Source organism: Aestuariibaculum scopimerae, from assembly GCF_059428085.1.
Genome location: NZ_CM182089.1, coordinates 729211 through 745614, shown reverse-complemented (window position 1 = coordinate 745614; position 16404 = coordinate 729211). Strand labels below are relative to the sequence as shown.

8 protein-coding genes are annotated in these 16404 nt (G+C 42.0%); all 8 read left to right on the top strand.

From position 1 onward, the window contains the following. Positions 1-11 precede the first annotated feature (11 nt). The 8 genes from AC5SR4_RS03325 (at position 12) to AC5SR4_RS03290 (ending at position 16400) form a co-directional block, all read left to right on the top strand. Positions 12-767: a phytanoyl-CoA dioxygenase family protein gene (locus tag AC5SR4_RS03325; protein ID WP_495358118.1), complete on the top strand. Its 756-nt coding sequence runs from the start codon at positions 12-14 to the stop codon at positions 765-767. A gap of 42 nt (positions 768-809) precedes the next feature. Continuing rightward, complete coding sequence (locus AC5SR4_RS03320) at positions 810-2393, top strand: sodium:solute symporter (RefSeq protein ID WP_495358117.1); 1584 nt, start codon at positions 810-812, stop codon at positions 2391-2393. A 26-nt stretch (positions 2394-2419) separates the two neighbouring features. Further along, positions 2420-3295, top strand: coding sequence for a hypothetical protein (locus AC5SR4_RS03315; RefSeq protein WP_495358116.1), 876 nt, complete (start codon positions 2420-2422; stop codon positions 3293-3295). A 202-nt stretch (positions 3296-3497) separates the two neighbouring features. Further along, entirely contained in the window at positions 3498-5687 is a 2190-nt protein-coding gene (locus tag AC5SR4_RS03310; protein ID WP_495358115.1) for an alpha-L-rhamnosidase-related protein, read from the top strand. A gap of 54 nt (positions 5688-5741) precedes the next feature. Further along, positions 5742-8591, top strand: a complete 2850-nt coding sequence (locus AC5SR4_RS03305) for a glycoside hydrolase family 2 TIM barrel-domain containing protein (protein ID WP_495358114.1) — start codon at positions 5742-5744, stop codon at positions 8589-8591. A gap of 5 nt (positions 8592-8596) precedes the next feature. Next, positions 8597-9727, top strand: a complete 1131-nt coding sequence (locus tag AC5SR4_RS03300) for a glycoside hydrolase family protein (protein ID WP_495358113.1) — start codon at positions 8597-8599, stop codon at positions 9725-9727. Next, positions 9708-12995: a glycoside hydrolase family 2 TIM barrel-domain containing protein gene (locus tag AC5SR4_RS03295; RefSeq protein ID WP_495358112.1), complete on the top strand. Its 3288-nt coding sequence runs from the start codon at positions 9708-9710 to the stop codon at positions 12993-12995. The genes AC5SR4_RS03300 and AC5SR4_RS03295 overlap by 20 nt, the downstream gene beginning before the upstream one ends. Further along, positions 12996-16400 (top strand): glycosyl hydrolase, encoded by a 3405-nt coding sequence (locus AC5SR4_RS03290; protein WP_495358111.1) that lies wholly within the window; start codon positions 12996-12998, stop codon positions 16398-16400. Positions 16401-16404 lie beyond the last annotated feature (4 nt).

Here is a 16404-nt window from a genome sequence, read left to right as displayed (position 1 = left end):
TATCTAAAAAAATGGCAGCAGTATTAACCGATGCACAATTAAATCAATTCCAGGAGGAAGGATTTTGTATAGTAAAGAACGTAATACCACAAGAACTAATAAAGCGTTTACAGGACGAATGTCAGCGTTTTATAAAAGAAAAAGATGATGAAATGGACCGTAAAGGGGTAGAGGTTGATGAAATAAACCATAAAGGCAAACGCTACTTTATAGCCTTGCGCTACAAAGACAGTAGAACCATGCAAGACCTCATTTTTGGTAAAGAAATGGAAGAAATCACCCAAAAAATATTAGGCGATCAGGTCTATCTGTTTTTAGAGCAGTTTGTAGTTAAAGCAGCCGATAAAGGAATGACGTTCTCTTGGCATCAGGATTCCGGATATTTGGATTTTGAGCACAAACCTTACCTGTCCGTTTGGTGTCCATTGGACGATGTTACCGAAGAAAATGGTACAGTTTACCTGTTACCATACAAAGATGCAGGTACAGAAAAACGCATTGACCACGTATTACAGGAAGGCACCAATGATAAAATTGGTTATTTTGGAGATAATCCAGGTGTGCCGGCTATTTTAAATGCAGGAGATGTAGCATTGTTTTCAAGCACTTGTTTCCACAGAAGCGGGTCTAACACTACCAACAAATCCCGACGTGTCTTATTGATACAATATTCAGCTGAACCTATATTGAAAAATGAAACAGAACCTTTATACTGGGCCGAACCCTTTATAAAAGAAGGTGAAAACATCAGTACTTACGCAGAGTAAACAAAACCAACTAAGCCACATTTAGACCTTTAAGCATTTAAAATGAATATATACGACCAATTAGAACTACTTGACTTTACTGTTGTGGGCTTGTATCTATTAGCATTAATAGGTATTGGTGCCTGGATTAGTTTTAGGTCCAAACGTCCAAGTGACGAGAATTATTTCTTAGCAGGTAAATCCTTAAACTGGACCAGCATTGGTTTTAATATGTGGGGAACCAATGTGGGGCCATCCATGCTCATCGCATCTGCCAGTATAGGTTATTCAACCGGCATTGTAGCAGGCAATTTTTCATGGTATGCATTTATTTTTATCTTTTTGCTGGCCGTTGTATTTGCACCAAGATATCTAGGTGCCAGAGTGCAAACCTTACCCGAGTTTATGGGGAAACGTTTTGGTAATTCTACACAAAACATTCTAGCTTGGTATACCATAGTCACTATTTTAATTAGTTGGTTGTCCCTCACCCTATTTGCTGGCGGTATACTGATACAACAAATTCTAAATGTGCCTATGTGGTTATCAGTTGTTATTTTGTTACTTATAGCAGGGTTTTTTACGGTAGCAGGCGGACTCAAAACTATAGCCTACACCAATGTTATACAAATGATTTTGCTAATAGTTGTGTCCTTCATTCTCATGTGGGTGGGATTGGAGCGGGTAGGAGGTATCGATGTAGTTATTAAAAAAACGCCGTCCCATTATTGGAACCTGTTTATGCCTGTAGATGACGCCAATTATCCATGGACAGCTATATTATTAGGCTACCCCATTATGGGGGTTTGGTTTTGGTGTACCGACCAATCCATGGTACAATCCGTATTAGGTGCTAAAAGTGTTAAGCAAGGACAATTAGGTGCTAACTTTACAGGTTGGCTAAAGATTATTGATGTTCCCTTGTTCATCTTGCCCGGTATTATGTGTTTTGTTCTGTTTCCAAATTTAAGTAATCCCGATGAAGCGTATATGACTATGGTTACCGAATTGTTCCCAACTGGTATGAGAGGTCTGGTTATGGCGGTGTTAATAGCAGCGTTGGTTAGTACCATCGATTCCGCATTAAACGCCTTGAGTACTGTGTTTACTATGGATATTTATGTTAAAAAGTTTCAACCCAAAGCCAGTCAGAGTAAAATCGTTACCATTGGTAGAATCGTTACCGTTGCAGGTGCGGTGCTATCCATATTCATAACCTTGGCTATAAACAGTATAAAAGGTTTGAATCTGTTTGATGTCTTTCAATCTGTGTTAGGGTTTATAGCACCACCCATGTCCGTTGTATTCCTGTTCGGCGTGCTTTGGCCTAAAACAACCACCAAAGCCGCTAACAGCATATTAATTTTTGGAACCCTATTGAGTTTAACAGTAGGCATTATGTATCTCTGGATATTCCCGAATGAAATATATCAATTTTGGCCACATTTCCTGTTATTATCATTTTATATTTTCTGTTTCCTTGCGGTAATGATTGTACTTATTTCGTATTTGGATAAGCAAACCAATCCGCATGTAAGTTCTTTGGATAATACTTCTTTGGCGAAGATGGAGCCAAAAGTTAGGTTGCTTTGGGCAGCACTGATTTTAACCATGGTTTTATTGTACATATACTTTAATGGGAATTAAAGAGGGATAATTAAAAATAAATGACGATGATTAAAAACACAAACAATGGAAGTAACAACCCACCGGCATTACGCATCGATATAAACTATGGAACCTGTGATGACTTGCCAGACTTCTCAACCGGCCCCAAAGGCAGTGACAAGGAAAAACACGAAGCCATTGCCAAGGCAGGCTTTGGAGGTATACAAGACGGCGATCCGGAATTATGCAAAGCCTTAAACCTCCAATTAACGGCCCACGCTCGTGTAAATAAAGTAGGCGATTTAAAAGGACTGTTGCCTAAATGGAAGTCTGAAGGCTATAACTGTGCCACCGTACATTTAGGTTGGGGTATGGAAAGCGATGCCGAAATGGATGTGTTAGTCAACTATATAAAAGAGTGTGTTGCCAATTTTAATATTCCCATTTACATAGAAACCCACCGTGCCACCATTACACAGGATTTATTCAGAACGGTGGAGTTGACCAAACGCTTTCCGGAAGTACGGTTTAATGGTGACTTCTCACATTGGTACACCGGACAAGAAATGGTTTACGGTGGTATCGAGAACAAATGGGATTTTATACAGCCTGTATTCGATAGGGTACGCTTTATGCATGGGCGTATTGGTAATCCCGGTAGCATACAAGTAGATATCACTAACGATGACAATCTAACCTATGTGGCTCACTTCAAAGAAATGTGGACACGGGCGTTTATGGGCTTTTTAAAAACAGCAGAACCAGGCGATTATATCTGCTTTACAGTAGAACTTTTAAAAGCCGATATTTTCTATGCCAGAACCATACCAACACAAAATGATGGACAACAGGAAGAAGGCGATCGTTGGCAGCAGGCATTATTATATAAAGACATTGTGAAAACCTGTTGGGAAGAGGCTAAGAAAAGATTGGCTCAATAAATTTGGCTTGAAAGGTTCTCGACAAGCTACGCTTGCTACCTTCGTTGCAAAATATATTTTGCACTACGGCAATGCTCGAACTGACATTCGGATTGTCACGTTGAGCGGAGTCGAAACGCATAAAAAGCCAGCACCAACGACAGGTCGGTACAGGATGCAAATTAAAAAAAGGATTATCATTTTTACTAACTAAAATAGGTATATGAGCAATAAAGCATTAATAGCATTAAATATGTGCATTGGGATACTGTTATTATCCCTATCATCCCTTTCCGCACAGGAAACAACAAACAATGATGCTACCTGGATTTGGTATCCCGGCGATTTTGAAATTTGGCTAAGTAACGAAATGCAGGTAAGGCGTACCGAACGTGAAGCCGTATTTCCTCCGCTGTGGCGTTATTACAGTCCTTATGCTTTAGTGACCTTTCAAACCGAAGTCGACATACCTGAAGCTGATACCGTAAACATTTACTCCGAAGGCCCGTTTCAATTATTGGTAGATGGCGTTCAAATTTACGGACAGCCCAAAACCATTAACATTCCAAAAGGAAAACATAAAATATCCCTTAAAGTCTATAATCAGGAAGTGCTGCCCGCTATATACATTGATGGAACCTATGTTAATTCCAACCAAAGCTGGATAGTAACCAATGAAGATAAACTCTGGATTGACGAGAGCGGTACCGCACAGCAATCCGGAACACCCTGGATGCCTGTTGGCTCATGGAATTTTAATACGCCGGACAGCAAGCCTTCTGAATTCAGACTCACTACCGAAGCCTGGAACGCTAAAAAAGTAGAAAAAACAGGAACAGCAGAACTGATAGATTTTGGAAAAGAAACCTTTGGATACATTCGCATTCATGGTTTAAAAGGAAAAGGTAAGATCGCTCTATACTACGGTGAATCCCGTGAGGAAGCCTTAGATTCCGCCAAATGCGAAACTCTGGACCGTCTTTATTTCGATGGAAAACAGTCTGCAACCTATACCCACGACGAATCCAAAGCCTACCGATACGTACAAGTGCAAGCCGACTCCACCATTAGCTACGATTCCATATCTATGCTTTATGAATATTTACCATTAGAGTACCGAGGCGCCTTTAAATCCTCCGATGATTTACTTAATGATATTTGGGATGTATCCGCCTATACCATGCATCTCACCTCGCGGGAGTTTTTTATAGATGGTATTAAGCGCGACCGCTGGGTGTGGTCCGGCGACGCTTACCAAAGTTATTTAATGAATTACTATCTGTTTTTCGATTCCCCGTCTGTAGAACGTACCCTATTGGCACTTCGCGGTAAAGAACCCGTAACAGCGCACATCAATACCATTATGGATTATTCGCTGTATTGGTTTGTGGGCATTTACGATTACTATTTATACACAGGCGATACCAAATTCATCAAGACCTTTTACCCACGCATGAAAACACTCATGGACTTTTGTCTGGGTAGAAGAAATAAAAACGGCTTCCTTGAACCTTTGGAAGGCGATTGGGTATTTATTGACTGGGCCGACGGCTTACCAAAAACAGGCGAAGTTAGTTTTGAACAAATGTTACTAGCAAGAAGTCTGGAAGCCATGGCAGTGAGTGCCGATATAGCCGGAAAGCCGGAAGATCAATCCAAGTACCAAACCCTAGCCGACGATTTAAAACAAAAACTATTTGACGTGTTTTGGGATAAAGACAATCAAGTCATGAAACACCAGCGCATAGATGGTGAGATGCAGGACATTGTTACCCGCTATGCCAATATGTTCGGTATCTTTTTTAATTATTTTGATGATGCCCAAAAGCAAAGTGTCAAAAATAAGGTATTGTTGAATGATGACATCCTACAAATCACAACACCCTACATGCGGTTTTATGAATTAGAGGCTCTGTGTGCCATTGGAGAACAAGAGTTTGTGTTAGATGAAATCCGAGATTATTGGGGCGGCATGTTAAAACTCGGAGCCACCTCATTTTGGGAAAAGTACGACCCTAAACAACAAGGCAAAGACCATCTTGAAATGTATGGGCGACCTTACGGAAAAAGCCTCTGCCATGCCTGGGGTGCCAGTCCTATCTATTTGTTTGGACGATACTATTTGGGTGTACAGCCCACCGCGCCCGGATATACTGAATACGATATCAAACCCAATTTAGGCGGTTTAAAATGGATGGAGGGGAAGGTGCCAACCCCCAATGGTGTTGTCAATATGTATTGCAGTACTACAGAAATAAAAGTGATGGCCGACGAAGGGCAGGGCAACCTCATTATAAAAAGTAAAACCAAACCAAAAACCAATACAGGCGAATTGTTCCAGTTGGACAAGAACACCTATCAGTTACGCATACAACCAAAAACATCATATCAAATTAAGTATAAAGCATTATAGTATTAAAGACCCTTTAGGTTTCAAAAACCTGAAGGATCTAAAAACAACAACTAAATGAACAATATTATTAAACACATATCCTTACTTTTCATATGTATTAACCTAAGCACCTTTGCTCAGGAAACCCAAATACAATATTTATCTGGGAAAGGATTTCAAGACACCAAAACCTGGGAGTTTAAAATATCTGACGGTCGACAAAGTGACACTTGGTCTACCATTAACGTACCCTCCGTTTGGGAACAAGAAGGTTTTGGAAAATACCAATACGGTATCAAATTTTACGGAAAGCCATTCCCTGATGGCATCGCCGATGAGGTAGGCGAATACAAATACATCTTTACCGTACCCAAAGATTGGGAAAACAAAATAGTTAAAATTGTTTTTGAAGGGTCTATGACCGATACCGAAGTCAAAATAAACGGTCGTTCCGCAGGGAGTAAACACCAAGGGGCATTCTACCGTTTCAAATACGATATTTCCAGACTGTTAAAATTCGGTAAAGAAAACGTACTGGAGGTTACCGTAAGCAAAGAATCCGAAAACGCCAGTGTCAACCTGGCCGAGCGCCGTGCCGATTACTGGAATTTCGGGGGCATCTTTAGACCGGTGTTTTTAGAAGCATTACCTGCAACACATATCGATTACGCGGCTTTAAAAGCAGAAGCCGACGGTACTTTTGCCGCAAACCTGTTCCTTGGGAACGGCACTTCCGACTTACGTGCAGAGATTGTTATAAAAGATACCAACGGCAAACAAATAGGGGAAACCCTTAAAGGCAGTGTAGCAGCCGGAAGTGACAAAATCCATTTATCCGGACAGTTTAAAAACATCAAGACCTGGACGGCTGAAACGCCTAACCTGTATCAGGTAAGCATCAGCCTCTTTAAAGATAAAACACCCCTGCACCAAATTTCAGAAACCATTGGTTTTAGAACTATTGAAATCAGAAAAGGCGATGGGATTTACGTAAACGGTCAGCGCGTGTTAATGAAAGGGATTAACCGCCACAGTTTTTGGCCGGAATCTGGACGTACACTTAACAAAGAGTTGAACTATGCCGATGTGAAATTGATGAAAGAAATGAACATGAATGCCGTGCGTTTATCACACTACCCACCAGACCCTGATTTCCTGAAAGCCTGTGACGAATTGGGCTTGTATGTTATGGACGAATTGGGTGGTTGGCACGGACACTACGACGACCCCATCGGGAAAAAACTGGTAAGAGAGATGGTGACAAGGGATTTAAACCATCCCAGCATCATTTTCTGGTCCAATGGTAATGAAGGCGGCTGGAATACAAATTTAGATGACCAATTCGATATCTGGGATTTACAAAAACGTCCCGTATTGCACCCACAACAAGAACATAATGGCGTAGAAACCATGCACTACCGTTCTTACGGTGAAACTTTGGAGTATTTTAGGGATGATAACATTTTCATGCCTACCGAATACCTGCACGGTCTTTATGACGGTGGTCACGGTGCCGGATTTAATGATTATTGGGAAATCATGCGAAAACATCCAAGAAGTGGCGGTGGCTACCTTTGGGTGTTTGCCGATGAAGGCATTGCACGAACTGACCAAAACGGACGTATAGATAACCAAGGGAATTATGGCGCCGACGGTATCGTAGGACCCCATCATGAAAAAGAAGGCAGCTTTTTTACCGTAAAAGAAGTTTGGTCGCCCGTTATGATAACAAATGCTTCTGAATTGAAAGATGATTTCAATGAGACATTCGCTATCGAAAACCGATACGATTTTACCAATACCAAGGACTGTACTTTTGAGTGGGAACTTGCTAGTTTTACAACCAACCAACCGGGACACAAAACCATTAAAAAACAAAGCATGGATGGTCCCGATATTTCACCACATGGTGAAGGCGAATTGACCATTAAATTACCCAACGGTTGGCAAAAGGCAGATGTACTTTACATAAAAGCCTTAAACCCTAACGGCGAAGAATTATGGACCTGGGATTTTACCTGGGATAAATCAAAAGTCATAGAGGGTACCAATCCGTCTGGAAATGTCAATCTACAAGAAACCGATGCCGCCTTTTTAGTAAGTGCCAACCAAATAGCTATACAAATAGACAAAAACACCGGGAAGCTGACAAAAGTTACACAAGACGGTAAAACCATCAGTTTTAAAGATGGCCCTAAAATGATGATTGCCCGCCGCGGTGACAGAACTCTGGATGGTACCATCGACCCCAAGTTTGAAAAAGGCGAAGACCGTATTTACAAACAATTCGCTTGTATTGATGAAGAAGTTAACTGTGAAGAAAACCTCCTTAGTATTAAGGCCAACAAGCTAGATGGATCTGTAAAAATAGAAGCCCGTTACCACGGTATCCTTCAAAACGTTGTTTGGACGATGACAGCCGATGGCACCGTGCAACTGGATTACGAATACGAATACAACGGCGTGGTAGATTTAGCAGGGGTGTATTTTGAATACCCCGAAGAAAATGTGCAATCCAAAATATGGTTGGGCGATGGTCCGTACCGTGTGTGGCAAAACCGAATGAAAGGCACCAAACTGGATGTTTGGCAAAACGATTACAACGACCCCATTCCGGGTGAGTCCTTCATTTATCCGGAGTTTAAAGGCTACTTTAGTGGCTGGCAATGGGTGTTATTCCAAACAAGCGAAGGGAACATTCACATACAAAACACCAATCCCAATACCTATTTGGGTGTGTATTCCCCAAGAGACGGACGGGATGCCTTGTTATACACGCTGCCCGATACCGGTATAGCCATTTTAGATGTGATACCCCCGGTAAGAAACAAAGTAAACATGACCGATTTAATCGGGCCCTCATCACAACCCAAATGGTTGAGCGGCCCGCAAAAGCATAGGGTATTTTTAAAGTTTAACAAATAGAATTCATGATAACAAGTAAAAAGCTGTTAGGCCAGGCATCAGTCATAGTACTCCTTTTAATCGCCTTGGTGTCTTGCACGTCCAAAGCAAAAAAGAGAGCTATTACAGATGCGGTGATGGAAGAGATTTACAACGAGATAAAAACACCTTATAAATACGGGTTAATTATGGTGCCTACCGACGATTCCTATAAAATGGATTGTCCCAGCATCTTTAAAAAAGACGATACCTGGTATATGACCTATTTAATATTTGAAGGTCGGGGGTATGAAACCTGGTTAGCTAAAAGCAACGATTTGTTGCATTGGGAACATTTGGGAAAAGTGATGTCCTTTTCCAAAGACACCACCGAATGGGATGTGAACCAGAAAGCTGGCTACATTGCCTTGCAAGACCCTACCTGGGGCGGTTCCTATGCATGGGAACCTTACGAAGGTAAATACTGGATGAGTTATTTTGGTGGCAATACCACCGGGTATGAAGCCGGTATTCTATCCATGGGCATGGCATACACCGATGAATTGCCTACCACACCACACGAGTTTAAAAGATTGCCTGAGCCTGTATTAAGACCCAATGACGATAAAGCTAAATGGTGGGATAACAGTACTATGTATAAGAGTTCAGTCATTCGCGATGTCAATAAAGAAACCGGGCATAATTTCATTATGTATTACAATGCCCGAGGTGACAGCATCAATCCGGGTCGGGGTGCAGAACGCATTGCTATGGCTGTTTCCAACGATATGAAACACTGGGAACGCTATGGCGATAAACCCTTAATAAACCATCATAAAGGGATTTCGGGTGATGCCTACATCCAAAGAATAAACGACACTTGGGTGATGTTCTATTTTGGAGCGTTTTGGAAACCCGGAGCGTTTAACCGTTTTGCAGTGTCTAACGATTTAATTAACTGGAAAGATTGGGAGGGCGACGATTTAATAAAATCTTCAGAAGATTATGATAGTGTATTTGCACACAAATCATTCGTTATTAAGCATGATGGTGTGGTCTATCATTACTATTGCGCAGTGAATAAAGCCGGACAGCGTGGCATTGCATTGGCAACTTCTAAAGATATAGGAAAAAGCGATTTACACTTTGTAAAACTAAATGATGAAGCTAAGCAATAACATCTTTTTATTCTTTATAATCAGTGGGTTTTGGAGTGTTCAGGCTCAGACCGTAACCGGAGAACCTGCAGGCATTCCTGAAGCACCCAAACAGTATGTCAATGCCCCTTGGGAAGACCCGTTGGTAACCAGTATTAACAGACAACCGGCCAGAGCCACTGCCTACTCCTATAAAACTGTAGCAGATGCTTTGGAAGGCAACCGGGATAAAAGCCGTTTGCTCATGCTCAACGGGACCTGGAACTTCAAATTTGCCGTCAATTTAGAACAGGCTCCCAAAGATTTCTATAAACAGGAAGTCAGCGGCTGGGACACCATTGCCGTACCATCCAACTGGGAGCTAAAAGGCTATGGCAAGCCCATTTATAAAAGTGCAGTGTACCCGTTTCGTCCCATCAATCCGCCGTACATCCCAAAAGACACCAATGGCGTAGGCTCATATCAATACAAATTCAAAATACCAAAAGACTGGGAAGACATGAATGTAACCCTACACTTCGGCGGGGTGAGTTCAGCATTTCAAGTATGGCTTAACGGTGCCTTTGTAGGCTATGGTGAAGATAGTTTCTTGCCATCGGAGTTTAACATATCACCATATCTAAAAGCAGGTGATAACATCGTCTCCGTTCGGGTGATTCGTTGGGCAGACGGTGCTTATCTGGAAGATCAGGACCATTGGCGTTTAAGTGGCATCCAAAAGGAAGTCTTTGTCATGGCAGAACCCAAGTTGCGTATTCAGGATTTTTTCTACCAAACAAAGCTAGATAACAACTATGAAGATGCCCTGTTTCAACTGCGACCCAAATTGGAAAACCTCACCGGCGATTCCATAAGAAATGCTACGTTTGAGTTTCAGTTGTACAATCAAAAAAACGAGCCTTTATTTGAGGCACCCGTTTCCAAACCAGCAAAGGCCCTCATCAATGAAAGCTACCCGCGTTTAGACAACGTCCGCTTTGGGTTTTTTGAAGAAACCATTAAGAACCCGTTGAAGTGGAGTTCAGAAACCCCCAACCTCTATACCTTGGTGTTAACCCTTAAAGATGATAACGGGCAGATTACAGAGGTAAAATCCTGTAAAGTAGGCTTCCGTTCTATAGAATTTTCAAAAGACAATGGCAAGCTATTAATCAACGGTAAAGAAACCTATATCTATGGTGTTAATCGTCACGACCACCATCCCGTTCGAGGAAAGGCTTTGACCAGAACAGACATAGAGGACGATGTAAAGACCATCAAACAATTTAATTTCAATACCATAAGAACCAGTCATTATCCCAACGACCCTTATTTTTATGAGTTGTGCGATGCCTATGGTATTATGGTTATGGATGAAGCCAATTTAGAAACCCACGGTATAGGAGGTAAACTGAGCAACGATACCCAATGGACGCATGCCTATTTAGAGCGTATGACCCGTATGGTAGAACGTGATAAAAACCACCCTAGCGTTGTAATATGGAGTTTGGGTAATGAATCTGGCAAAGGTCCCAATCACGCCGCTATGGCTGGTTGGGTACATGATTTCGATATCACCAGACCCGTACATTATGAGCCGGCACAAGGGAATCCTCGATTGGAAGGGTACATTGACCCTCTGGATGAAAGGTATCCGTCTACGGGCGACCATTCGCACCGTTTTGAAAATCCGCAGGACGAACCCTATGTCGATATGGTCAGTCGGTTTTATCCCGGTGTTTTTACCCCGAAGTTCCTTGTGGATAAAAAAGCCGATACCCGTCCCATTTTATTTGTGGAATACTCGCATTCTATGGGGAATTCCACAGGAAACTTAAAAGAGCTTTGGGATGAGTTCCGTTCACTGCCCCGTGTTATCGGTGGTTGTATTTGGGACTATAAAGACCAGGGCTTGTTAAAAACAGATAAGGAAACAGGTAAAACATTTTATGCCTATGGTGGCGATTTTGGAGAAACAAGACACGATGGTAATTTTTGCATCAATGGCATCGTGGCAGCCGATGGTAGACCTAAAGCCGCCATGTATGAAAATAAATGGGTGTACCAACCGGCAACCTGTAGTCTGGACGGGCAACAACTTAAAATAAAAAACCGTCAAGCCGCCCAATCGTTAGAGGTTTATACACCGGTACTGCAAATCCTCGAAAATGGAACGGTTGTAAAAGAAACAACCTTGCCGCCGTTTAAAATAGAAGCAGGTCAGGAGCAGGTATTCAACATCAAACCATACCTGCCAAAATTAAAATCCGATTCAGAATATTTCCTGAACATACAGTTTCAATTACCGGAAGCGACCCTTTGGGCTAAAAAAGGATTTGTTGTGGCAGAAGACCAGTTTTTATTGCAATCAAAACCCAAGGTGTCCTACAGTACAACATCTTCTAAAGCTTTGGTGCTTTCAGAATCGGATACTGTCATTACGGTTAAGGGAAATGATTTTAATGTCACTATTGATAAAGAACAGGGAGCCCTGAGCTCCTATGTGTTTAAAGGTGCTGAGCAAGTATTTGCCCCGTTATTACCAAACTTCACCAGACCTTTAACCGACAACGACCGAAAGGGATGGAAGCCCAACAAACTTTTAAAACCCTGGTATGAAGCGAAGCCCCGGGTTAAATCCGTAAAAGCTTTAAAAATAGAAAGTGATGTACTGATTCATATCAATTATGAAGTGATTAAAGACAGTGCTGAGGTGATTGTAGAATACGGTATAAAGCCCGATGGTGTTATTAAAGTCGCCTATGGCTTGAAGGCTTCAAAAGATTTGCCTAACATTCCTAAAGTGGGCATGCAGTTAGGCATTCCCAAAGATTATAAAGCAATATCCTGGTATGGTAAAGGTACTCTGGAAAATTATATAGACCGCAACCACGGATTCCCCGTTAAGCAATACCATTTGCCTTTGGAAACATTTACAGAACCTTATGTAATGCCTCAGGAAAACGGGAATAGAACGGAGGTGCGATGGATGGCTTTTACTAATCAAAACAAAAACAGCGGTTTATTGGTTGTAGGGACACAACCGCTAAGCATGAGTGCCTGGCCTTATACCCAAAACAATTTGAATGAAGCCAAACACACTTACGATTTAAAAGATGCCGGTTTTATAACCGTCAACGTCGATTTAATTCAAATGGGTGTCGGGGGTAACGACAGTTGGTCGCCGGTAAGTGCGCCTTTAGAAAAGTATCAAATCCCCTCAAAAGATTATGAATATGGTTTTTATTTAGTGCCATTTCAATCCGGTGGTCCCGCTTTAAATAAAACACTTAAAACCTTTAAATATTAAATGCGATTATCCATTACATATGCACTTTTATGCAGTTTCTTAATCGGTCTGGTATCCTGTAAGCAATCCCCGGAACAGGAACCGATAGCTTATTTCCAGCCCACTCAGGAAACCGCCAAGCCATGGGTATATTGGTATTGGATGAAAAGCGCCTATTCCAAAGAAGGTATTACAGCCGATTTGGAGGCGATGAAACGCGCCGGCATTGCAGGAGCCTATTTAATGACCATTAAAGGACCGGAAAATCCGCCACTCATAGATCCACCCGTATTGCAACTAAGCAAGGAATTTTGGAATATGGTACATTTTGCCTTAACTGAGGCTGACCGGTTGGGTTTAAAAATCGCCTTTCACGCTGCCGATGGTTTTGCGGTTGCCGGAGGTCCATGGATTACCCCGGAACGCTCCATGCAAAAAGTCGTTTGGTCCGATACTATAGTCAATGAAAATGGAACAAAAAACTTAAAATTACCGCTACCGGAACATTATCAAGATTATTATAAGGACATCGCCACCTTTGCGTTGCCTGTTTCTGAAGTTTACAAAACCTCTCATGAAATGAAGCCCAAAGTGACCTCGTCCTTAGCCAATACAGATGTTTCCTTTTTAAGCAGTCTGGAGGAAGACGGTAACTTTAAACTTTACGAAAAAGGCTGGGTGCAATATGCATTCACCGAACCCTTTCCATGCCGGTCCATACAAATAGAAACCAAGGGCAATAACTATCAGGCACAAAGGTTGTTGGTAGAAGTCAGTGACGATGGGGAGCATTTTAAAAGTTTAGGACGACTGGAAGCGCCACGCCACGGATGGCAGGATACCGATGTGTACTATACGCATAGTATTGTGCCAACCACAGCCAAGTATTTCCGTTTTGTCTATGACCCGGAGGGGACGGAACCCGGTGCCGAAGATTTAGATGCCGCCAAGTGGAAGCAGTCCTTAAAAGTCTCTAAAATTATCCTGTCCGGAGAACCTAAAATAGATAATTACCAGGGGAAATCAGCCGCCGTTTGGCGTTTAAGTACCCGTGCTGATAAAACCCAAACACCCGATGCTGTTTGTATCGATAAATCCAAAATGGTCAACATTTCCGAGTTTGTAGATGCCAACGGAGTACTTCATTGGGAGTCCGAAGGCACCTGGCGCATCCTGCGTTTTGGACATACCTCTACCGGACATGAGAATGCCACCGGAGGTGCCGGAAAGGGATTGGAAGTTGATAAGTTTAATCCCGAAGCCATCCGGTTTCAATTAGACCACTGGTTTGGCGAAGTGATTCGGGTAGCAGGCCCTGAACTAGCATCCAGGATATTAAAAATATTGCATTTAGATAGCTGGGAGTGTGGGAGTCAGAATTGGTCCCCCGTATTCCAGCAAGCCTTTAAAGACCGAAGAGGGTATGATTTGATAGATTACCTGCCTGTAATGGCCGGAATCCCTATAGATAATATAGAAACATCCGAACAAGTGTTGTATGATGTTAGAAAAACAATATCCGAACTCATTGCCGATAATTTCTTTGCCACCTTGGCCGAAGAAGCTAAAAAAGCCGATGTAAAATTCAGTTCAGAAAATGTAGCTCCAACCATGGTAAGCGATAATCTGTTACATTACAAATATGTAGATTACCCAAGCGGTGAATTTTGGTTAAAGAGCCCTACCCACGACAAGCCCAATGATATGTTGGATGCCATTTCCGGAGGACATATTTACGGTAAAGATATTATACAGGCAGAAGCTTTTACAGAGTTACGTATGGATTGGGATGAGCATCCCGGTAACCTGAAAACACTAGCAGACAGAAACTATGCCTTGGGAATCAACCGCTTTTTTTATCATGTGTTTGTTCATAATCCTTGGACGGACAGAAAGCCGGGGATGACCCTAGATGGTATCGGGACGTTTTTCCAAAGAGACCAAACTTGGTGGGAACCCGGAAAGGCCTTTTTTGATTATTGCCAGCGGGTACAATACCAACTTCAAAAAGGAAAACCGGTGATAGACTTTGCTGTTTTTGCCGGGGAGGATATTCCCTCCAGAGCTGTGCTGCCGGACCGACTCGTACCTTTCATTCCCAATGTGTTTGGTAAAGCACGTGTAGCATCTGAAAAGATACGCTTGGAGAATGAAGGTCAGCCCCTTGGAAAACAACCCAAAGAAGTGCAGTATTCTAAAAACAGCACTGATTTAAACGATTGGGTAGATGCCTTGCATGGTTATAAATACGATTCCTTTAATGCCGATGTGCTACTAAACAGAGCCACCGTTAAAAACGGCCATGTGGTATTTCAAAATGGATTGGAATACCGATTTTTATTATTTCCCGGAAGCAGGAAGATGGCCCCCAACAATATGGTGTCTTTGGCAGTTGCCAAAAAAATGTTAGCACTTGTTAAAGCTGGCGCGACCATTTTAGTTGCTGAAAAACCAACCAGAATACCCGGTTTGCAACAAGATACTGATGCAAAAGCATGGCAAGAGACTGTGGATGCTATTTGGAAAGGGAGTGATAATAAATCAATCTGGAATATCGGTCAGGGAACCGTGGTTAAACTACCCTATTTAGAGGAGGACTTTAGAGCCTTTGACTTAGCTCCGGATGTAACGTTTCACAATACCACACCCGGCACCATAGCATGGACGCATAGAAAGACGGCTGATGAGGATATCTATTTTATTTCAAATCAAAACCCGGAAGTGCAACTGCTTAAGACATCCTTTAGAATATCAGGAAAAATCCCGAAACTATACAACCCTGTAATCAATGAAACCAAAACGTTAACTCTTTGGGAGGAAGAAAATCAACGAACCATAGTTCCAATCAAGTTAGAACCCAATGCCTCTTGTTTTATCATTTTTGAAAATGCGTCCACACAAACACCTCCAAGTGGTTTACAAAACTGGAGTGACTTTGAGACCGTTCAAACACTTAACAATTCCTGGGGACTCCAATTTGATACCGCTTTCCACGGTCCGAAAGCACCAATACAAACGAAACAACTTTTTGATTGGAGTACTTCAGAAAATGATAGTATTAAATATTATTCGGGAACAGCCATTTATAAAACGACATTTAACTGGACACAAGACACCACCGATGCAATATGGCTTGATGTGGGTGAGATTGCCAATATAGCAGATGTCCGTTTAAACGGTAACCCATGCGGTATCCTTTGGACTTATCCCTACCGGATTGCTATATCTGAATACCTAAAGAAAGGAGAAAACAATTTAGAAATAAGGATTACCAATACCTGGGCCAACCGCTTGATAGGTGACCAGGAGTTACCAGAAAAAGACCGCTTAACCTGGACCACAGCACCATTCCGGTTAAAAGGGAATACTTTATTAAAAGCCGGATTGCTAGGCCCCGTAACCTTAGTTAAAGAAGAAAAACAATAGTATA